The following is a 19,322-nucleotide window of genomic DNA, read 5'->3' on the forward strand; positions in this document are numbered from 1 at the left end:
GCGGCCCGTTCTATTCGCTCTTTCGCGCGTCGTACCAGCGTCCGGTGCACGACTTCTCGCCGCCCGGACGATAGTGGTACAGGAGCTCCGCGCGATCGGGGCTCTCGCAGATCCCGAGCAGCTTCTCGCGCGGGCACGGTGCCGCGAAGTCGAACGGCATCTCGCAGAACCCGGCGAAATTCGTCTCCCTGCCGTCCCACGCCTCGCGACAGCCGGCCGTCCCCTTGCCCGTCCGTTCGGGGGTGCACGATCCTCCGGGCAGCGGAGGCGGCAAGGGCCGGTCCTGCGTCGGCTCGAACGGCCGGTCCAGCCCCAGCCGCGCGCGCCCTTCCTCGCGTTCGCGGTCCCACGACGCCAGCGCGGTCTTGATGATCAGCTCTTGACTGCCTTCCGCGCGCGCGTAGTCCCCGGGGACCGCGAGCTTCTTGACCGGGATCTTCTCCTTCGTCACCGCGACGACCGCGTTCTTCACGACGACCTTGCCGCCCGCGAGCGTCGACTCGACCTCCACCGGATAACCGGGCAAGGCCTCGAGCGCGGCGAACAGGGCCTCGTCGGCCTTGCTGTACGGGGGCGGGAGCCGGCGCCGGAGCGCGTTCGCGTAGTCGCGCGCGCCGATCTCGAGCCCGGGCACGACCCACAGCCGCACCACCAGGTTCGCGCCGCGCCGGACGAAGCTCTTGCCCGCTCCCGCGATCACACCGGCCGGCGGCGTCGCGCGCTGATCCTCGGTGAACAGCGGCGACGGCAGCACGATCGCCCCGTCGGCCGCGACCTCGAGGCCGAGGTCCCCCGCGACCATCACTCGCGCCGCGGCCCCGTCGGGCGCGTCCATCGGCGCCGCGAGCCGGGCGGTGTCGTCGAGCACCCACGCGTGTGGTTCGTTGCCCGTCCAGATCAGCGTCATGGCCGGGATGATGCCGGTCGGCTCCGACTCCTCCCGCCGCCGGCTGCCGTCCTGCCAGGTCACCATCCGGCTGACCGACTGCTCGACTTGAGCCCCCAGCTTCTGCGTGAGCGTGATGGTTCGATCGACCCTCACCACCTCGACCAGGGCCGCCGCGACCGCGCTTTCGGCGGGCGGCGCAGCCGGGGCCGCGACCGGCGCCGTGACCGGAGCAGGGGTCGCTACCGGCGTCGGTTCCGGGTGCCCCGGCGTCGCCCCCCTGGGCTCCACGGAGCCGCACGCGGCCCAGAAGATCGACCACCCGACGAGCACGGAGTGCCGGCGCGACATGGCGGTATGCTTCGCACGATTCACACGCAGTGCATAGCGTCGGCGCCGGGCCGGCGTGTGCATCCGGGGCGCCAGAGGACGGCGGCGCGGAGGTGGCGCGGATGGCCCGGGGGTCAGGTGGTGGTGATGATGATGCTGTCGTGGTTGCGCTCGGGGAGCACCAGCAGCTCGATCACGTCGCCGGGTTGCCAGCGCCCGGCCACCGCCGGGATGACGGTGTCGACGCCGCGGTGGGTGGCGCCGGCGTGGACGAACTCGTAGGTGACCTGGATCCACTCGGTCTTCTGCACCTGCAAGATGCGCCCGGATACCGGCACGCCGTGGAGGAAGAACGGGCGGGCCCGGGTGCACCGCGTGTTGTAGTAAATCCAGAAGACGAGCGGGGCGAGACCCAGGGAGAGCAGGCCGAGCAGCACCATCAGGCTCCGCTGGGCCGCCGAGAGCGGCTGCGCCGGGTGGTGGTCGGCGAAAAGCAGGCGGATGGGCGACAGGGTCACCTGGTCGAAGCGGGTCCGGAGCTCCCCCGCGAGCGCCCGAGGCGTCGGCGCCAGGGTCGACATCGTCGGCTGGCCCCGCGCGAGCGCGACGGTCCCCGACGGCGTCGCCGCGCCGCCGTGGACCGGGGCGAGCAGCGCCTCGCGGACCTCCCGCGCCGACTGATAGCGGGCCGATGCTATCGGGGCGAGCAGCCGCGCGATCACCCCGCGCACGACGGCCCCGCCCGGCAAGTCGACAGGCACCTCGATCACGCCGTCGCGCGAGGCGAACTCCGACGGCGGGCGGCGGGTGATCAGGTGGAGCAGCGTCGCCCCGACGGCGTACAGGTCGCTGGCAGGGCCGGCCTGGCCCATCGTCTGCTCGATCGGCATGTAGCCGAAGGTGCCGACCACCGTCGAGCCGCCCTCCTCGGCCGCGCGGAACACGGTGCGCACGGCGCCGAAGTCGACCAGCGCCGGCGCGCCGTCGGGGCGGAGGAGGACGTTCGCGGGCTTGATGTCGCGGTGCAGCACCGGCGGGACGCGGGCGTGCAGGTACTCGAGGATGTCGAGCAGGCCGAGCGCCACCCGCAGCAGCGCGGCCGGGTCGAGGCTGGCGCCGTCGTCGATCCGCTGCTCGAGCGAGACCCCGTCGATGTACTCCATCACGAGGTAGGCGATCAGCGCGTCGCCGGCGGTCTCGCGCAGGTGATCGAAGATCTCGGGGATCCCGTGGTGACGCAACGACCGCAGCGCCGCGGCCTCGCGCTCGAACAGCTCGAACGCCTTCCAGCCGCTGTCACCGTCGGTGCGCAGCTGCTTGACCGCGACCTCGCGGTCGCTGGCGGCGGTGTCGACGGCGAGGTAGGTGTGCCCGAACGAGCCGCGCCCGAGCGCCCGGACGATGCGGTAGCGCTCGGCGACGACGTCGCCCGGCGAGAGCGTCCGCCCACCGCGTCGCGGGTGGGATTCGGGGGCGCTGCCATCGGCGAGCACGGAGACCGCAGGGTAACATACGCCCCCGACCTCGCGGCGGCGAGAGCCGTGCTTGACAGAGGGTCTGCAGGAGCGTGCCGTCCTCCCACGACCGGGCGAGTGCGACGAACAGCATCGGCGAGCCCCGGCGTCGAGGCGGATCGCCGGGCGCGGTGCGTGAACTTTTAAGCGGGATTTAAGCCGCGGCGGCCGTCGCCCGCACAGGCCCGGATCTGCCGCCACGGGCTCGCGGGCCGCGTTCCGGCCGGTTCATCGGCGCCGCGTGGCGGGTCGTTCTGCGCCCGCGGCGTTCGTGGCAGGGTGTCGCGATGGCAAACCGTCTCGCCCTCGTCCTCGGCACCCTCGTCGCCGCCTGCGGCCCGGACACCGGCATCGAGGCGACATCCGACCTCGGCACCTCGAGTGAATCCGGCTCGACGAGCGCCGACGACGACACGGGCGTCACACGACCGCGCCGACCGGCGACACGACGGACACGCCGACCTCCTCCCCGACGAGCGAGGGCACGAGCGGCGAGCCGCCACCGCTCGACTGTAGCGAGCTGTCGATCGCCGATCCGGGCCTGCTCGCGGCGATCCGCGACGCGCTGGCGATCCCCGAGGGACCGATCCCCGGCGAGGCCGCGACCACGCTGATCTTCCTCATTCCGATGCAGCCGGTCGCCTCGCTCGCGGGCATCGAGTGCCTGACCGGCTTGCAGCGGCTGGTGCTGTACGAATCGACGGTCACCGACCTCGGTCCGCTCGCGTCGCTGCACGCGCTGCACGACCTGGAACTCTGGAGCAGCGCCGTCGCCGACCTGGGGCCGCTGGTCGGCCTGCCGCTCCGGAGCCTGTACGTGGGCGACGCCCCGCTCGCGGATCTCGGGCCGCTGACGCAGATGCCGCAGCTGGAGTACCTCTCGCTCGCGGGCACGGCCGTCGCGGATCTGACGCCGCTGACCGACCACCCCGGCCTGCGCGCGTTCAGCCTCGCCGATTCGACGCCGCAGAGCATCGCCCCGATCGCATCCATCCCGGCGATCTACAACCTCAGCCTTAAAAATTGCGGCCTCACCTCGGTGAGCGAACTGGCGGCCCTGCCCAACCTCGAGATCCTCGGGCTACAGGACAACCAGCTCACCGACCTCACCGGCCTCGCCGGCATGACCAAGCTCGAGAACCTGTGGGCCGCGAACAACCAGATCGGCGACCTCTCGGCGCTGGCCGGGCTCCCTGCGCTCGCGACCGTCGAGCTCGCGAACAACCAGCTCGTCGACCTGAGCCCGCTGTCCAGCGTCCCCCAGCTCAGCCGGTTGCTGGTGAGCGACAACCTGATCTCCGACCTGACCCCGCTGGCCGCGGCGACGAAGCTGAGCGCTCTGTACGCCGACGGCAACCCGCTGGCCGGGCTGCAGGGGCTCGAAGCGCACGACCTCGGCTGGCTCAGCGCGGCCCACGCCGGGCTCACGGAGCTGCCGGTCCTCGCCCCGGAGACGCTCCGCTACCTCAACCTGGCGAACAATCACATCACCGACCTCGGACCGCTCGCGGGCCACGCCGCGCTCGCTGAAGTGCGGCTCGAGCACAACGCCATCACCGACCTCGGGCCGATCGCCGAGGCCCCGTGGCTGTCCGCGGGCTGCGTGCAGCTCGACGTGCGGGCCAACCCGCTCGACGCCACCAGCGTCGCGGTCACGCTGCCTTCGATGTGCGAGCACGACCTGACGGCGACCTGGGATCAGGGCAGCTGCGCCTGGGATCCGCGCATCTGCGAGATCCCGATCTGACGCCCCCTGCGGGAGATTCCCAGCTCGTGGACGACCTCCTCGATCTCGCCCCTGGTCGTCCCCGGCAGGTGCGAGGGTCGGGCCTCGATCGTCTCGCCCTCGTCGGGCGCGCGATCTGGTACACTCGGGTCCTCGGTCCATGTCCGACCGACCCGACGCCGAAGCGCAGCAACTCAGGGCCCGCGTCGCTGCGCTGGAGGCCGAGCTTGCGTGCGTCCGGGCCGCGGCGTCCGGCGTCGAGTGGACCGCCGAAGCGGTGCTCATCCACGACCTCGCGGGTCGGATCCTGGTCGCGAACGATCGCGCCGCCGAGCTGCTCGGTTGCAGCGTCGAGGCCCTGCTGCGGCGCGACATGTTCGACCTCGAGGAGACCCTCAAGGACGCCGATCGTGAGGCCACCCGTGAGGCCTGGCTGCTGGCCGCGCCCGACCTCCCGCTCATCGCCCGCGGGCGCTTCCTTCGCAGCGACGGGGTCGCTCTGCCGGTCGAGCTCACCGTCATCGCCCGCGACCTCGCCGGCGTCCGTCAGATCCACCTCGTCGCGCGCGACATCACCGACCGCCTGCGCGTCGAGCGGGCCCTGCGGGACAGCGAGCAACGGTTCCGCTTCCTGTTCGAGGCCTCGCCGGTCAGCATGCTCCGCGCGCGGCCGCACGGCGAGCTCCTGCAGGTCAATCGGGCCCTCGGTGCCTGGCTCGGTCTTGCCCCCGACGCCGCCCCCGGTGTCCCCGCGCGCATGCTCGTCACCCCCGACGACCGGCCGGAGTTCGACGCCCTGTTCGCCGCCCTGACCGGCGCCGACGACCGCCCGCGCAGCGCCCAGCTGCGCCTCCTCGTCGCCGGTGCGCGCCCTGTCTGGTCGCAGCTCACCCTGTTCGCCGAGGCCGACAACGCCGGCGGCCTGCGGCAGATCATCGGCGTGCTCGAGGACATCGACGCGCGCAAGCAGGCCGAGGCCCAGGTCCAGGCCCTGCTCACCAGCCTCGAGGGACAGGTCGAGGCCCGCACCGCCGAGCTGCAGCGGACCAATCAATTGCTGCGCGTCGAGATCGGCGAGCGCGAGCGCACCGAGTCGCTCCTGGTCCACGCCCACGCGCGCGCCGAGGCGGCCAGCCAGGCCAAGAGCCGCTTCCTCATGATCATGAGCCACGAGCTGCGGACCCCGCTCAACGCGATCCTCGGCTACACCGAGATGCACCTCGCCGGCCTCAAGGGCGACGAGCCGCTGGCTCCGCGGGAGGAGCTGGCTTCCGACCTGGGCAGCATCCGAATCTCCGGCCACCACCTGCTGTCGCTGATCGACGACATCTTGCACATGACGCAGATCGAGTCCGGCGACCCGCAGCAAGCGCCCGCGGCGGTCGAGCTGCTGCCGCTCCTCCACCGCCTCGTCGACGCCGCGCGCGCCCGACTCACCCGTCCAGACCTCGAGGTCGTGCTGCTCGCCGACGGCGACCTCGGCACGATCGAGACCGACGTCGTCAAGATCGAGCACATCCTGCGCCACCTGCTGGGCAACGCCGTCAAGTTCACGCCGCGCGGTCGCGTCGAGCTGCGCGCGGCTCGCATCCGCGAGCCCGCGGGTGAGCACCTGCGGTTCGACGTGTGCGACACCGGGATCGGCATCCCACCCGAGCAACGCAGCCTGCTGTTCGCCCCCTTCGTGCAGCTCGACGACTCGCCCACCCGCCGCTACGGCGGTCTCGGCCTCGGCCTCGCCCTCTGCCGCCGCTACTGTGACGAGCTCGGCGGTTCGATCGCCGTCAAGAGCGCCCCCGACCAGGGCTCCTGGTTTACGGTCCGGCTCCCGATCGCCGGCGCGCTCTGACTTGACGTAAGCTCTCGTTCGATGCGGCGCGACGAGGGCGATACGTTCTGGCGGGTCGAGCCGGGTCCGCGGATCATCCGGATCGTCCGCACCGCCGCGCTCTACACCAGCGCCGACGAGGCCGGCGCCTCCTACGAGGCGCTGTGGCAGCGGGTACACGCCCTCCCGTTCGACCGCAGTCGCCGGGCCGTACTCGTCGATCTCCGCCTCGGCCCGCAGCGCAGCGATCCCGCGTTCGAGGAGGCGACCCGCGAGCACCGCGTCCGCGTGTTCGACGGCGCCGGCGCCGGCGCCGTCCTCGTGCGCACCCTCAGCGGAAAGATCCAGCTCGTCCGGCACGAACGCCAGGACCAGGGCTACCGGACCTTCGACGACGAGGACGAGGCGGTCGCCTTCCTCGAGGAGGCCCTCGCCGGCAAGTGAGCAATGCGAGGCGGAAACGATGGCGGAGCCGCTGACAGCCGCCATGTCGCCGCGGGCGCAGGGCGATGAACTCGGCGGTGACGAGGACGCCGGCGCGTCGCCTGCCGCGGATGGGAGCCGGCAGCCCCGCGCGCGCCGTCAGGATTCGCGGGTCGCCGGTGAGCTCAGGGCACACGCGGTGGCTTGAGCTCGGACAGGGAGTCGCCGGGGAAGAAGCCCGGGCACTCGCTCTGCACGCGGCTGCACGCCTCGCCTCGCTCGGGCTCTTGCGGCGGCACATCGCCCGTGAACTGCTCGATGTTGCCGCAATCGAACACCTCGTAGAAGGTTTTGAGGTCGGTCACGATTTCCTCGATGCACGCATCGAGCTCGCCCACCGTCGTCTTGCAGGTGGACCAATCGCCTGGTTGGCAGGATTCTCCCTGCTCGTCCTCGGGCTCGACGAGTCCCTCCGGCGAGGCGAGGCATTCGTCGCGGGCGGCGTTGCAGGCGTCGACGCTGCCGTCTGACTCCATCAAGGAGACCATGATGCCCTCGAAGGAGCACAGCGCGCGATTGACGTCGTCCTCCGTGATCTCGCGGCTGGTGTAAGCCGCGGCGGCCTCGCAGAGCTGCTCTTGCTCGACCGTGGTCAGCTCGGAGACTTGCTTGTCCTCGGGCAGGCCGGAAATGGATGAGTCCGCGGGCGGGTCGGCTGCCGCCAGTCCGGGCATGGCGACGAGCGCGACGAGCGGGAGAAGTCGAGAGAGCTTGGCAATCATCATTCCACGATTGTGTGGAGCTTCGCCGGGTTTGCAACCGCGAATGATGCGTCCGGGCGGCGCGCCGGCCTCGTGGCGACAGGCGTCGAGAGCGCCGCCGAACGCGCCAGAAGACCGGCGGCCGCCCGGTTCGCCACGGCGAGCAGAACCTCCACGCGAATTGATCGGAATATGACGAGATGCTCGCCGCGCACCATGGCTCCTGGGCCACGAGGGCGCCGATCCGCATACAGTCGAGGGCCGCGGTATTTACCCGATCTTTGCTCGCAGGGCATGCGGAACCTCCCCCAATTGCACTGAACGTGAGGCAGCACTGTTTCGATGCATCCATCATGATGCGACCGTATCGGTCACGCTCGCAACGACGGCTCGTCTTTGAATCTGTACTGACTCGCCTGAGCCGCAACGGCCTGAGCTCTGTCATGAGGAGAGGCGTGGCCAGGAGGCCCGCATGAAGAAGCAAGAACGCCGACAGTTCACTCCCGAGCAGAAGCCCAAGATCCTGCGCGAGCATCACCTCGACAAGGTGCCCGTGTCCGACCTGTGCGAGAAGTACAAGCTGCGGCCGAGCGTGTTCTACGACCGGCAGCGGGCGCTGTTCGAGCGAGCGTCGCCGGTACGACCCACGTGCGAATCTCACCAGGCTACCCTCAATCCAACGGCAAGCTCGAGCGCTGCATGAGACTTTCAAGTCCACCGCCCTCCGCCCGGCGGCACCGACCACGATCGACGAGGCGCGTCGCGTCACGGCCGATTTCGTCGAGCACTACAACGCCCGCCGCCTTCACAGCGCCATCGGCTACATCGCGCCCAACGACAAGCTCGCTGGCGTGAAGCCGTGATCTTCGCCGAGCGCGATCGCAAGCTCGAGGCCGCTCGAGACCTCCGTCGTCAATGCCGAGAGCTTGCTCGTCAACACCAAACCCGCCATCATCCCAACCAGACCTGCCCACCTGCAAGTCCGTAACCCGAGCCCGCGCTCGGTTGAATTCACGCTGGAGCCAATACAATACGGCCGGCGGCGATGTGGCCGCGGACTCTTGATACACGCCGAGGAACTGCGGCAGGTCGAGCGACTCAATACCGTAGAAGCCACCGTTACGGACTCTTCGAGCGGCCGGCCTCTGCCAATGCGATTCCGAGGGCCGTTCCGACGCCGATCCCGATGGGGAGCCAGATGCCCCAGTGCCCCGTGACCCCTCCGAGGATGACCCCCGCGGCGGTGCCGAACGCAATCCCCAGGGGGAGGGCCGCACTGTCTTGGTTCGGCGCGTTCGCCGGTTGGGTCGGGTCGGGCATGGCTGTCTCCGGAGTGGCGGCACCGACTCTACCTTCCGGGTGCGGGGGGCGCAACAACCACTAGCCGCCGCGTGGTCAACCGACGCGGCGGCGCGCGAACAGGCGTTGCACCCGCAGTCACGTTGCGAGGTTCGGTTCAGGGCACCAGCGTGACGCGAGGCCGGCGCGGTCGGCGGCGCGAGGCCTCGAGCCGGCACCGGCCGCCTTGCAGCGTGGCTGGATGTCCAGCGATCGCAGCGGACGCGCTGGCGCGAGCGCCACGGCAAGGTCAACGAGCACAACGGGTCGAGCGCTGGCATAAGACCTTCAAGTCGACCGCCCTCCGCCCGGCGGCACGGACATCGATCGATGATGCGCGCCGCGTCACCGCCGACTTCGTCGAGCACTACAACGCTCGCCGCCTTCACAGTGCCATCGGCTACATCGCGCCCAACGACAACTTTGCTGGCCGAGAAGCCGAGATCGTCACCGAACGCGACCGCAAACTCGAGGCCGCTAGCGACCTCCGTCGTCGACTTGCTCGTCAACATCTCTGCAGCCTCGCCCCGCGTCTGACGGCGAGACGGTCGCCCAGCGGAGCCTCGATGAGCAGCCCTGCGTCGACGGCCGGCCAGTGTATGCGGCAGTAAACATCAAGGGGCCGCTGGCAAGCAGGGCATCGAACTCGCGAGGCGTGGCAGAACACCCCCCGCTCATCGGCGCCCTACGACCCCTTGATTAAGCCGCACCACGACAATTTAAGTTAAGCGCCTTCACGACAATTTAGGCCGCTCTCCCGCGATGAACTCCGTTCGTGCCGCGACGAATCGGTTAGGCTCGCGCAATGTCCTGTCATGACCGATTGGTGATTCTCCTCCTCGCCACGCAGGCCGCCTGCGGCCCGTCCACCGGTGGCTCGACCGAGAGCAGCGGCGAGGCTCCGACCAGCGATTCGGCGACCGACGCGCCGGGCGTCGCGCACGAAGCATGCTGAACGCTCGTAAGTCGAGCTTCCGGTCGCTTCGTCTTCGTTCAGTCGCCCTGCTCGAGCACGCAGGGCTCTTGGGAGGAGCAGAGACCCTGGGTGGATGCGATCGCTCCCGTCCTCGGGCGCTCTCGGGCCGCTCCTTGCCATCGCTGGCACCTGCGGCCCGGGCGCGGCGGTGTCCGGCGACGACGTCGGCGTGGCGAGTGTGGAGGCCGAATCATCCGGCGTCTCTTTCCATATGCTCGCAGCGCGCTCACGGCGGCGCGACGCCGCCTCGCTGGCAGCACCCCGGGTGCTGATCCAGGTCACCAACCTGCCGCAAATGCGAAGGCCCGATGCGAGTCGTCGTCGAGCATTCGCATGAAGCCTTCGACCGGCCCCACGGCGGGAAGCATGTGTCCGCGTTGCACGTCTCGTCGGCGAACCGCACGGCCGCTCCTTGGGCGCACAGGGCCGGGAGCACGACGGCGACGCTGTCGGCGTCGAGAGGATTGCCGTTGAGGTCGAGCTCGAAACACTCGAGCGACTGCCACGCCGGGGCCATGAACGCGCTGACGTCGGTGATCTGGTTGTCGGCCAGGAGCAGCCGGTGGAGCTTTGCGATCGCCGCCATCGGTGCGACATCGACGATGTGGTTGCGGGCGGCGCTCAGCTCGTAGAGCGGCACCGCGGCGAGCGGTGAGAGCTCCGAGACCAGATTGTCGTCGATGACGAGCCGGGTCAGCTTCGCCAGGCCGGCCAGCGGCGTGAGGTCGCTGAGCAGGTTGTCATGCACATAGAGGGCGTAGAGCGCGGTCAGGCCGGCCAGCGGCGACAGGTCGGAGATTTGATTGCGTCCCAGTTCGAGGGTTCGGAGCGCCGGGAGCTGCGCAAGGCCGCCGAGGTCGGTGAGCAGGTTGGAGGTGAGCGAGAGGTCGGTGAGCGCCGGCAGCAGGCCGAGCTCTGCGGAGGTGATGCTGTTCCCCCCGGCCGTCAAATACTCGAGCGAGACCGACCCAGCGAGCGGGTCGAGGCGCTCGATCGCGTTGCTCCGCAGGTCGAGCCTCGTCAGCTTCGGTTTGCCCGCCAGCGCCGTGATGTCGACGATGTCGTCCGCGTAGGCGTTGAGCTGCACGAGCTCGGTCGCGTCGGCCAGTGCGCTGATGTCGACGATGTCGTTCCAGTGAATATCCACGTACTTCAGCGCGTGCAGGCCGGCGAGCGGCGACAGATCGGTCACCTCGGTCTCGTTCACCACGATGCCCTCCAGGCCGACCAGCCCGGCCAGCGGCCCGAGGTCAGCCAACGCCCCCTCGCCGGCGTACAGCATCCGCAGGCTGTGCATCTCGGCCAGCGGCGACAGGTCGACGACCTCGGTATCGGCGAGGTCGAGGCTGTCGAGCGCGACGAGCCAGCGCAGCGGTCCGACGTCGGACAGCGGATTACCGCGCAGGTTGATGCGGGTGAGCGCCTCCGCGCAGGCTATGCCGTCAAGATCCGCGATGCCGCGGTGCTCGGCTCGAGTTTGTCGAGCGCGGCGAGATCGGACGGAAGTATCGGCCCATTGGGTAGCGCCAGCGCTTCACGCACGGCCGCCTCGAGCCCGCTGCTGGCAAACATGATCACGTCGCACACGGGAGGGAGCTCCGGCGCGCCGGTGGTCAAGGTGCCGCCGGGGGTCGAGGTGTCGTCGGTGCTCGAGGTGTCGCCGGTGCTCGAGGTGTCGCCGGTGGACGCCCCCGTCGTTGGTGCCCCGGATGTTGCTGTCGACGGCTCGGGTTCCTGGCCGGTCGTCGCCGCGTCCTGGACGACGTCATCGCTGCATGCGCCTACAAACCACGCGAGGATGCTCCCGCAGATCCGCCCTCGAGGCATATGTACGACCGTATCAGAGCGACCGGGCGAGGACTACGCTGTCGGCACCCTGGTAGGCCGCGCGATTGCGGCACGGAGCGACACCGGCGGCCGGAAGTGACACGCGGTCGCCGGCGAGCGACACCGCCTCGCCCGGAGCAACGACGCGCGACGGGCGATGTTCTGCACTCAGTACACGCGCATCACCGCGAGCGCGGCGAGGCCGGCCTCGGCTGGCGAGAGCGGGAGCAGCTCGGCGACCATCGGTCGTCGGACGGCCCCGGCGAACCCGCCAGCGATCAGGACGCCGACGAGGGCAGAGCTGATCGCGGCGATCAGAAGCGTCTCGCGCTCGTGCGACCCGCGGTGAGCACGAGCAGGCCGTCGAGCAGGAGCGTCACGACCAGGAGGAGCCCCGCGAGCAGCACGCCTCACTCCCAGCACGGGCCGCGTGGCGACAGCGCGGCGATTCGCGTGGCGCACGTCGACCTCGTCGGTCAGCCCGGGCGCCCGCGGCACGGAAGCCCGGGCGCGGACGAGGCCGTGCCATGACGGTCAGTCCGGGCACGCGGCGTCCGTGACGAGGGCACTGTTGTTGTTCTCGTCGCACTCGACGATGGAGCCGCCGCTCGGGCCGGAGTCGACCTCGACGTAGTAGTCGCTCGACTCGCCCGCGGGCGGGGCGAAGAGGACCCAGACCACGTCGGTCGAGCTGCCTGCGGGCAGGGGCTCAAGGGTCGGCTTGGTGCCGAGTTTGATGCCGGAGGCGTCGGTGCCCTCGTAGAACGTGACGTCGACCCCGGCGGGCACGCCGTCGACGGTGCCCACGTTGTGGACCGTGACGGTCAGCACCAGGCTTCGGTCGCACTGATCGAAGTCGAGGGCGAGCGAGGGGGTGAGGTCGACCGGGCAGACGTCGCCGCCCGTGGTGGTGTCGGGGTCGAGGGTGCTGGTCGAGGTGGAGGACGTCGAGGTGGAAGACGTCGAGGTGGAAGACGTCGAGGTGGAAGACGTCGAGGTGGAAGACGTCGAGGTGGAGGACGTCGAGGTGGTGTCGGGCTCGGAAGGGGCCGTGGTCTCGCCCGTGCTCGTGCTCGGCGGGCCCGACGACGTCGAGGCCACGGTCGTGGTCGACGTGGACGCGTCGGAGGTCGTTTCCTCGTTTTCAGGATCGTCAGTGGTCCCCGGCTTCTTGTCCTGCGGACAGGCGGCGAGCGCCATCAAGAAGAGACCGAGGAAGCTCCATGGATGTACATGATTAACGGAAGTGAGCATGCGGCGAGGATGGCAGAATACCGATCAGCACGGAACGCGCTAAAGCGGTTCTAGGCCGGAATTTCGTCGACCGGCGAAGTAAGAAGAGAGTCCCGGGATTCACCGAGCCCCGGAGGCGCGGGCCTGGACGACGGCCGGGGTGTGGCACCGATTCCGCTTGAAACAGGCCATTGAGACTGATTACGTGCTTTAACGGCGTTCGGAGACACGGGATTTTGGTGATGTGGTGTAAACCCCAGCTAGCCCCCCCTACGGGCTCATGTTTGAGGGATTGACTCGAAACTTCCCGGATCGCGATCCTCTCCAGCCAAATTCGCCAGGCTGGAGAGGATCGCGCCGTCGCGCATCCGAGGCCCCAGGCCACCCCGCGCTGGCCCTAACGGGGGTCGTAAGGCCGCCTGCCCGCCCGTCCACGGCGGAGATTAATCTGGCACTTGAGGCATAGTCATTGAGACATGACCTATCGGACATATTCTCACCTCTCGCGGGTGGAGCTCCGAGGGGCGGGTCATCGCTGCACGTGGTCGACATGAACGTTGTAGAGCTCGCTCATGGTGGTTCCTGCCTGGCTGGCGAGATCGACGTTGACACGATCGCGCGGGCTCGCTACGTGTCCCGGTGCATGTACGACCATGAGGATCACGTCGCGGCGTGGCGCTCGTTCCGGTCGCTGTGGCTCGCCGTGGCGATCGCAGGGATGTCGTGGCCGTTTCTCTGGCTCGGATGGGAGGGGATAACCGGGCGCGCACCCGGCGGGAGTCCGCGGGCCACGCTCGGCTTTGGCCTCGTCGTCCTGGCGGTGGCGGTCTTCGTCGGGGCGCCGCGGCGCGTGCGGACGTTACGCATGACACGCACCGCGTTTCTGGTCGACGGTCGGGCCCGGGAGCTCGGGCGCTGGACGGACGAGAGGTTGACCGCGGGGATCTTGCGAGCGGGTGGCCAGCACGCGGACGCGAGGCGCTTCGTCGCGGTCCGACAGGCCCGCCTGCACCTCGCTGCCGCTCCCGCGGTCGAGTCCGCGGAGGAGCTGCTGCGCGGCGCGGACGCGATGGCGCACGCGGTGGGGTCGTCGTCGCAATGGCCGTATGCCGCGCTGTTGGTGGAGCCGGGAGCGCCCGCGCAGGTGTGTCTCACGCCGGAGGCCGCGCGGGTGGCCGCGGCGAGCTCGTCGACGGCGTCGGTGTTCGTGCTCGCGGGCTACCGCTCGGGGCACGAGCATGCGCTGGCCGAGCGCGGGGCCGTGGTGCGGTCGCTGGGGCTCGTGAAGTACGATCCCTTTCTGCAAGCGGCGGCGAGCAGCGCTCACCACGGCGGGCCGCTGGCCGCGCTGGACGGCGGAGACCTCGACGATCTCGCCGGGTGGGTCGACCGCTTTCGGTCGCGGTCGGGTGCCGCGACGGCGGACCGGGAGGCGGTGCCGGAGGTCGACGTGTGCCTCGCTCGACGCGGTCCGGCGAGCGACAGCGGATGGCCTGCTCGCCTCGCGGCGCTGTTCGCCTATCGCGCGGTCGCCGGGCCGAGGACGGATCTCGAGGCGCGGGTCTTCGCGGTGCTGCTGCGCTGGAAGGCCCGGGCCGATGATTCGGATGACGCCCTCGACACCTTCTTTCGGGCCTGGCGCGTGTTGATGGCCCAGTCGGCGGTCGGCGAGCCCTGTCAGTGCGTGTCGTGGCCCGAAGGGCTCGCGCCTTCGAGCTCCGGCGGCGCCAGCGTCGAGAGGTCGTAGACCCTCTTGCTTCTCCGCGTGGTGCGGTGAGCAGAGCGCGCGAGCTCCGGGCATTCACCTCACCGGCTCGGCTTCGCCGGAGCCGCCGGCTTGCCCGGCTTGGCCTTCGATCGGCCCACCAGAGCTTCCATCGTCGGCGCCGGCACGATCAGCATCCAGCGAGACACCACCTCGTCGAGCAGCGTCAGCCCCGCGACGGTCGAGTAACCCAGCGACACGTTGAACTCGCTCTGGTCGATCACGCCCCAGCGGCCGAGCGGCAGGCGACCGCGGAGCGAGCCGCCTTGCTCCTTGTCGAGCGCGGCCGCGAACTCCTGGCGCGTCACCGCGACGTCGCCGAGGCCGGCGTCGGCCAGCGCGACCAGCCACGCCTGCGCGTGAAGGCGGAGGCCGGGGACCTGGCTGTACTGGACGATCTTGGCGAACATCTCCGGCAATCCGTCGCGCGCTTGCAGCCCGAACGCCAGCGCCGACATGTTGTAAGCCGGCGTCAGCTCGTCGTTCGCGGCCTCGTGCGCGCGCTGGAGGATCGCCATCGCCGTCTCGACCTCGCTCGCGTGGGCCACGATCATCGCCGCGTTGTTGTACGCGGTCGACTGCTCCTTGCCGGTCTTGCGCTCGGCCAGCGCCGCGAACGCGTCGACCGCCCGCTGCAGCGCCGCCTTGTCGCCCTGGCGGCCCTTCACCGCGTCGATGGTCGCGCGGATCGTCGCTGCAGTGTCGGCGTCGAGCTCGTTCGGCAGGGTCGCCGCCGATTGCTCGGCCGTGGCCAATAGCCCGGCGTCCTCCCAAAACAGCGCCGCGTCGAGCTGCGCCCGCACCTGCTGCAGGCGGATGTCCGGGTCCTGCTGCAGCGCCGGGGGCAGCGGCGCGGTCACCAGCGCCCGCACCTTGCCGAGCTCGTTCAGCAGCCGTGTCCCCGAGAACACCAGGCGCCAGGCGTCGCGCGACTCGGGGAACTTGCGCGTCAGCGCCAGCGCCTTCTCACTCAGCTTGCGCAGCCCCGCCAGGCTGGCGTCCCGTTGCTTCGACAGGATCTTCGGGACAGCCTCCTGCGCCGTCGTGAACAGCAGCTCGAGCACTGCCGCGCGGGCCGGGTCGAACCAGCGGTAGGCCGCGGTCAGCTGGAGCACCTCGGCGAACTCGTCCTGGAGGTCGGGCAGCGGCGCGCCCGCCGTCTGCGCCATCTGCGTCGCCACCTCGCCGATCATCACGACCGGCACCGTCCCGAGCGCGACCTCGTAGTAGAGCCGGTCGCGGTGGTCGAGGTCGTTGGCCCAGCGGACGAGCTTGACCACCGTGACGAGGTCGAGGTTGCGCCGGACCGCCGCCACCGCCTGCCCCGTGACCGGCCGCGCATCGGTCGGGTTGGCCTCGCGCAGCGCCGTGAACAGCTTCTCGGCGTCGCTCAGCCGGCCCAGCTTGAGCAGCAGGTGGCCGCGCTCGAGCTGCGGCTCGAGCTCCGGCGAAGCCGCCAGCACCAGCGCCTTGCGGGCGATCGCCACCGCCTCGTCGAGCTCCGCCAGCCGCTTCTCGAACGCCGCCGCCTTGTCCTCGCCCGGTCCGTCGGGCCCGCGCGCCTCGGCTGTCTTTCGCGCCATGTCGGCGCAGGCGACGTCGAGCCCCCTCGCGCACGCCATCGTCAGCCCGGCGAAGTCGCTCCCGCTCGCCTTCTCGCCCTTGCGCGCGACCGCCAGCTTGCCCAGCGCCACCGCGTCTTCGTACTGCTCGACTTCCATCTTGACCTGGCCTGCGCGCACCAGCACCGGCGGCACCGTCGGATGATCGGGGTGCTCGCGCAGCAGGCGGGCGGTCGCGTGCATCTGCAGCGCCGGCGCCCGCGCCACCGCGATCTTCAGGGCCGCCAGCGCCTCTTCGATCTGCGCTGACTCGGCCTTCGCCTCCTTGCGCGCGAGCTCGGCGGCGAGGTTCAACATCTGCCCGAACAAGCCGTTGCCCTGGAACATCTGCAGGTCGTGGACGACGCGGTACGCGGTCGTCAGCGCGGCCAGCAGCTCGGGGTCGTCGCTGCCGGCCGTGACCGCGCGCTCGGCGAGGAGCACCCCGCGGGCGAACTCGAAGCCGCCCTGCAGCATCGACTGCGGATCGCCGGGCTTGATCTTGTCGACCGCCGCGATCGCCTCGCGCGCCTCGGCGATGAGCTTCGGCGACTTCGGGTCGCCGGTCAGCGCCGCGTCGACCTTGCTCTTGAGCCAGGCCGGGAGGACCTCGTAGAGCGGCGCCTGCGGCCCCGGGTCGATGCGATCCGCCATCGCCGTCAGCTCCGGGTCGACGCGGCGCGGCGCCTGGGTCGTCGCCTCCGCCGGCGTCGCCGTCCCGGTCGAGGTCGGCTTGCACGCGCCCGCGAGGGCCACCAGCAGCGCCAGTCGTCGCATCCGCGGATGCTACCGCGAGTCAGGCAGCGCCGTCTCGACCGCGGATACAGTGCGGCCGCGAGCGCGAACGCGGCCGGCGAGGGCGAAGGCCCGCCGCAGCCCGAGTCGTGCACCTCGATCGCCCCGAGGTGGCGACAGCGTCCACCGCGGCGTCTTCAGTCGCCCGCGGCAGCGAGCGCCGCGGCGATGTCCTGCTCCTGGGGACCGAGCACGCGCACCAGCCGTCCCGCGGCGTCGAGCACCGCGACCGCGGGGATCTCCCGCACGCCGAAGGCGCGGAAGACCGCACCCGAGGCATCGAGCGCGAGCGGGAGCTTCGTCCCGGTGGTCGTCCTGTATTCGTTCAAGTCGCGCTCCGACGTCCACAGATTGCTGGAGACCCCCAGCCAGTGAACATCGCCCTTCGCCGCGAGCGCCTCGACCTGCTCACGCACGCGGCGGCAGGCGGTCGCGGTCGCGGGCCGGCTCTCGGCGAGATACGACTCGCACCACGGCGCGAAGAACACCAGCGCGCTCGGCTTGCCCGCGCCGCCCAGCGACACCGTCTCGCCGCCGGTCGTGAGCGAGAGATCGCGGACGAGGTCCCCGGGCGCGAGCGGGCGCGCGTCCGGACTCGCCGCGGCGAGGCTCGCGGCGGGGGCCTTGCCGTCGTCGGCGAGCGCCGTGCGCAGGGCCTCGTCCAGGCGCGCGTCGGCGAGGTGACCGACGTGGGCGATGCGCCCGTCGCGGCCGATCAGCACGTGCTGCGGCGTCACGCGCAGGTTGAACGCCTCGGCGAGCCGGCCGTCGTCGATGACGATCGGCATCTGCAAGCCGAACTCCTGGCGAAAAGCGCGTACTGCCGCCTCGTCGTCGGAGAAGCCGGTGTTGACCGCGATGACCTCGATCCGGTCCGCCATCTTCGCGTGGATGTCCGCGAAGCCCGGCATCTGCTCGCGACAGGGCACGCACCAGGTCGCCCAGAACTTGAGGTAGACGGGCTTCTTCCCGACGAGCCGCGCCAGATCGATCGGCTGGCCGTCGATCGTCGTCAGCGTGATCGCCGGCGCGGCTCGGCCGACCAGCCCGGCGCCCGCGGTCACCGCCCGCTGCTCACCGTCGTCTTCCTGCGCCGTCTCGGCGACCGCCGTCGCGGGCGCCGGCCGCGCCTCGAGAGCGCCGGCGGGGCCGGGATCCTGGGCCCGGCAGGCGCCCAGGCTGGTGAGCATTGCGAGGCCGAGTGCGCGCATTCGCACTGCCTGTGTCCGTGACTTCATCCGTGCGCTCATGGCTGTTCTCCCTCGTTGCCCAAGACAGGCGAGCGCCCGTCCGTGTGACATGGCAGGGCTTCCGCTCGACCTCGTCGGCGCCGCGCCGGCCGTCGTCGCCATGCGGCGAGAGCGCGTCGCGTCTCGCTGTCGATCACGAGCTCGTCCGCGGCCCGCTCGCTCGCCAGCGCGTCGACCCCCCGCGAGCCGCACCCGGGCGTGTGCGCCAGCCGGCCGAAACCGCGGTGCGCCCTACCGCGATCGAGTCGTCGCTGTAGCGGGGCGAGAGCACCAGCGTCGTCATGGCCTCACCCCTCGCCGCGACTCACATTGCCACCAGCGGCCCCAGCACCAGGGACCCGAACAACGCCATCGCCACCGCCCACAGGTAGCGCAGCGACCATGTGGCCGTCGTGACATGAACATCAGGACATACGGTCGTCCGCGGAGCGACCACGAAGAACGCGAAGACGACCGGCATGGCGACCAGGAACACGAACCCGAGAGAGAACCATTGTTCGCCCGTCCAGCCGCTCGACCACGCCTTCGGGGTCGCTAGCGCGTCGAGCATCCCCGAGAACATGTCGGCCAGGACCATCACGAACGGCCACGACAGCGCCCGCCGCAGCCACCGCGGCGCATACAGCCAGGCCCCGCCACGGAGCGCCTGATGCTGCCAGGCCGCCCCCGCGCCGAGGACGACCACCGCGATCGTGTGCGCCATCCGCAGCTCGATCGGCGCCCCGACCTGCTTCAGGCCGGCGTCGACCATGATCGCGCACAGGCCCAGGCTCATCAGCAACAGCCCGCCGGTCCGCCGCGCCTGCCCGCGTTCGCCGAGCAGCGCCGCGGCCCAGAAGCCCGCCGCCGCCAGCACCAGGAAGCCGCAGACCCACCCGCCCTCGAGGAACAACCCCCCGCTGGCGGGCCGCAAGATCGCCAGCCAACCGGCCCACAGCAGGTCTTCGATCGCGAGGATGCGCCCCAGCCGCCGCACCGCGCCAGGGTCTCACGCCGACCCCCGCGCCGACAAGCGCCGCGACCTGTCCCCAAGACCATGTGAGGATCCCCGCCGGCCACGTCCCGCCCC

Annotated in this window: 18 protein-coding genes; 9 read left to right on the forward strand and 9 right to left on the reverse strand. The window is 70.7% G+C overall.

The features are described 5' to 3' along the window. Nucleotides 1–10: 10 nt before the first annotated feature. The 3 genes from O0S08_RS35230 to O0S08_RS35240 all read right to left on the reverse strand — a co-directional run bounded on the left by O0S08_RS35230 (nt 11) and on the right by O0S08_RS35240 (nt 3,354). A complete protein-coding gene (locus tag O0S08_RS35230) occupies nt 11–1,237 on the reverse strand; it encodes a hypothetical protein (protein ID WP_269033829.1) in 1,227 nt (408 codons plus the stop codon). 113 nt (nt 1,238–1,350) lie between these two features. Beyond that, nucleotides 1,351–2,709 (reverse strand): serine/threonine-protein kinase, encoded by a 1,359-nt coding sequence (locus O0S08_RS35235; protein ID WP_269033830.1) that lies wholly within the window; start codon nt 2,707–2,709, stop codon nt 1,351–1,353. 441 nt (nt 2,710–3,150) lie between these two features. Continuing rightward, nucleotides 3,151–3,354, reverse strand: coding sequence for a hypothetical protein (locus O0S08_RS35240; protein ID WP_269033831.1), 204 nt, complete (start codon nt 3,352–3,354; stop codon nt 3,151–3,153). Nucleotides 3,355–3,358: 4 nt separating this feature from the next. Between O0S08_RS35240 and O0S08_RS35245 the strand changes: the two genes are divergently transcribed. The 3 genes from O0S08_RS35245 (at nt 3,359) to O0S08_RS35255 (ending at nt 6,728) form a co-directional block, all read left to right on the forward strand. Then, nucleotides 3,359–4,477 carry a leucine-rich repeat domain-containing protein gene (locus O0S08_RS35245; RefSeq protein ID WP_269033832.1) on the forward strand — a complete coding sequence of 373 codons (1,119 nt, stop codon included), beginning with the start codon at nt 3,359–3,361 and terminating at the stop codon, nt 4,475–4,477. Nucleotides 4,478–4,616: 139 nt separating this feature from the next. After that, on the forward strand, nt 4,617–6,305 hold the full coding sequence (locus tag O0S08_RS35250) for a sensor histidine kinase (protein ID WP_269033833.1): 1,689 nt from the start codon (nt 4,617–4,619) through the stop codon (nt 6,303–6,305). A gap of 21 nt (nt 6,306–6,326) precedes the next feature. Then, on the forward strand, nt 6,327–6,728 hold the full coding sequence (locus O0S08_RS35255; RefSeq protein ID WP_269033834.1) for a hypothetical protein: 402 nt from the start codon (nt 6,327–6,329) through the stop codon (nt 6,726–6,728). Between the two features lie 164 nt (nt 6,729–6,892). On the opposite strand, the gene O0S08_RS35260 is transcribed toward O0S08_RS35255, so the two are convergent. Further along, nucleotides 6,893–7,492, reverse strand: a complete 600-nt coding sequence (locus tag O0S08_RS35260; protein WP_269033835.1) for a hypothetical protein — start codon at nt 7,490–7,492, stop codon at nt 6,893–6,895. A gap of 448 nt (nt 7,493–7,940) precedes the next feature. Between O0S08_RS35260 and O0S08_RS35265 the strand changes: the two genes are divergently transcribed. The 3 genes from O0S08_RS35265 to O0S08_RS51405 all read left to right on the forward strand — a co-directional run bounded on the left by O0S08_RS35265 (nt 7,941) and on the right by O0S08_RS51405 (nt 9,417). Next, entirely contained in the window at nt 7,941–8,171 is a 231-nt protein-coding gene (locus tag O0S08_RS35265; RefSeq protein WP_269033836.1) for a hypothetical protein, read from the forward strand. A 43-nt stretch (nt 8,172–8,214) separates the two neighbouring features. Beyond that, a complete protein-coding gene (locus tag O0S08_RS51400; RefSeq protein WP_371879570.1) occupies nt 8,215–8,331 on the forward strand; it encodes an integrase core domain-containing protein in 117 nt (38 codons plus the stop codon). Nucleotides 8,332–9,000: 669 nt separating this feature from the next. After that, nucleotides 9,001–9,417, forward strand: a complete 417-nt coding sequence (locus tag O0S08_RS51405; protein ID WP_371879571.1) for an integrase core domain-containing protein — start codon at nt 9,001–9,003, stop codon at nt 9,415–9,417. 591 nt (nt 9,418–10,008) lie between these two features. Here O0S08_RS51405 and O0S08_RS35270 read toward each other — a convergent pair. Beyond that, nucleotides 10,009–11,079: a leucine-rich repeat domain-containing protein gene (locus O0S08_RS35270; protein WP_269033837.1), complete on the reverse strand. Its 1,071-nt coding sequence runs from the start codon at nt 11,077–11,079 to the stop codon at nt 10,009–10,011. Between O0S08_RS35270 and O0S08_RS35275 the strand changes: the two genes are divergently transcribed. Beyond that, nucleotides 11,074–11,709 carry a hypothetical protein gene (locus O0S08_RS35275; RefSeq protein WP_269033838.1) on the forward strand — a complete coding sequence of 212 codons (636 nt, stop codon included), beginning with the start codon at nt 11,074–11,076 and terminating at the stop codon, nt 11,707–11,709. The genes O0S08_RS35270 and O0S08_RS35275 overlap by 6 nt on opposite strands. A 434-nt stretch (nt 11,710–12,143) precedes the next feature. Here O0S08_RS35275 and O0S08_RS35280 read toward each other — a convergent pair whose 3' ends face one another. After that, complete coding sequence (locus O0S08_RS35280) at nt 12,144–12,440, reverse strand: CARDB domain-containing protein (RefSeq protein ID WP_269033839.1); 297 nt, start codon at nt 12,438–12,440, stop codon at nt 12,144–12,146. 73 nt (nt 12,441–12,513) lie between these two features. On the opposite strand from O0S08_RS35280, the gene O0S08_RS35285 reads away from it, so the two are divergent. Both O0S08_RS35285 and O0S08_RS35290 read left to right on the forward strand, forming a co-directional pair. Continuing rightward, complete coding sequence (locus tag O0S08_RS35285; RefSeq protein WP_269033840.1) at nt 12,514–12,846, forward strand: hypothetical protein; 333 nt, start codon at nt 12,514–12,516, stop codon at nt 12,844–12,846. An 861-nt stretch (nt 12,847–13,707) separates the two neighbouring features. Beyond that, the gene (locus O0S08_RS35290) at nt 13,708–14,589 is read left to right on the forward strand and encodes a hypothetical protein (RefSeq protein WP_269033841.1); all 882 of its coding nucleotides are present in this window, start codon (nt 13,708–13,710) and stop codon (nt 14,587–14,589) included. A gap of 59 nt (nt 14,590–14,648) precedes the next feature. Here the strand turns inward: O0S08_RS35290 and O0S08_RS35295 are convergent, their stop codons facing one another. The 3 genes from O0S08_RS35295 to O0S08_RS35305 all read right to left on the reverse strand — a co-directional run bounded on the left by O0S08_RS35295 (nt 14,649) and on the right by O0S08_RS35305 (nt 19,229). Next, nucleotides 14,649–16,985 (reverse strand): hypothetical protein, encoded by a 2,337-nt coding sequence (locus tag O0S08_RS35295; protein WP_269033842.1) that lies wholly within the window; start codon nt 16,983–16,985, stop codon nt 14,649–14,651. A gap of 155 nt (nt 16,986–17,140) precedes the next feature. Then, a complete protein-coding gene (locus O0S08_RS35300) occupies nt 17,141–18,304 on the reverse strand; it encodes a TlpA disulfide reductase family protein (RefSeq protein WP_269033843.1) in 1,164 nt (387 codons plus the stop codon). 253 nt (nt 18,305–18,557) lie between these two features. Next, nucleotides 18,558–19,229 carry a hypothetical protein gene (locus tag O0S08_RS35305; protein WP_269033844.1) on the reverse strand — a complete coding sequence of 224 codons (672 nt, stop codon included), beginning with the start codon at nt 19,227–19,229 and terminating at the stop codon, nt 18,558–18,560. Nucleotides 19,230–19,322: the final 93 nt, after the last annotated feature.

Source organism: Nannocystis punicea (assembly GCF_026965555.1).
Classification (GTDB): Bacteria; Myxococcota_A; Polyangia; order Nannocystales; family Nannocystaceae; genus Nannocystis; species Nannocystis punicea.

Bases quoted from the DNA above. Each gene is read 5' to 3' on its own strand.
- O0S08_RS35260 (WP_269033835.1), bottom strand. From the start codon at position 7,492: ATGATGATTGCCAAGCTCTCTCGACTTCTCCCGCTCGTCGCGCTCGTC.
- O0S08_RS35245 (WP_269033832.1), top strand. From the start codon at position 3,359: ATGCAGCCGGTCGCCTCGCTCGCGGGCATCGAGTGCCTGACCGGCTTG.
- O0S08_RS35250 (WP_269033833.1), top strand. From the start codon at position 4,617: ATGTCCGACCGACCCGACGCCGAAGCGCAGCAACTCAGGGCCCGCGTC.
- O0S08_RS35270 (WP_269033837.1), bottom strand. From the start codon at position 11,079: ATGCACAGCCTGCGGATGCTGTACGCCGGCGAGGGGGCGTTGGCTGAC.
- O0S08_RS35300 (WP_269033843.1), bottom strand. From the start codon at position 18,304: ATGTCACACGGACGGGCGCTCGCCTGTCTTGGGCAACGAGGGAGAACA.
- O0S08_RS35255 (WP_269033834.1), top strand. From the start codon at position 6,327: ATGCGGCGCGACGAGGGCGATACGTTCTGGCGGGTCGAGCCGGGTCCG.
- O0S08_RS35290 (WP_269033841.1), top strand. From the start codon at position 13,708: ATGACACGCACCGCGTTTCTGGTCGACGGTCGGGCCCGGGAGCTCGGG.
- O0S08_RS35240 (WP_269033831.1), bottom strand. From the start codon at position 3,354: ATGAGGAAGATCAGCGTGGTCGCGGCCTCGCCGGGGATCGGTCCCTCG.
- O0S08_RS35295 (WP_269033842.1), bottom strand. From the start codon at position 16,985: ATGCGACGACTGGCGCTGCTGGTGGCCCTCGCGGGCGCGTGCAAGCCG.
- O0S08_RS35230 (WP_269033829.1), bottom strand. From the start codon at position 1,237: ATGTCGCGCCGGCACTCCGTGCTCGTCGGGTGGTCGATCTTCTGGGCC.
- O0S08_RS35265 (WP_269033836.1), top strand. From the start codon at position 7,941: ATGAAGAAGCAAGAACGCCGACAGTTCACTCCCGAGCAGAAGCCCAAG.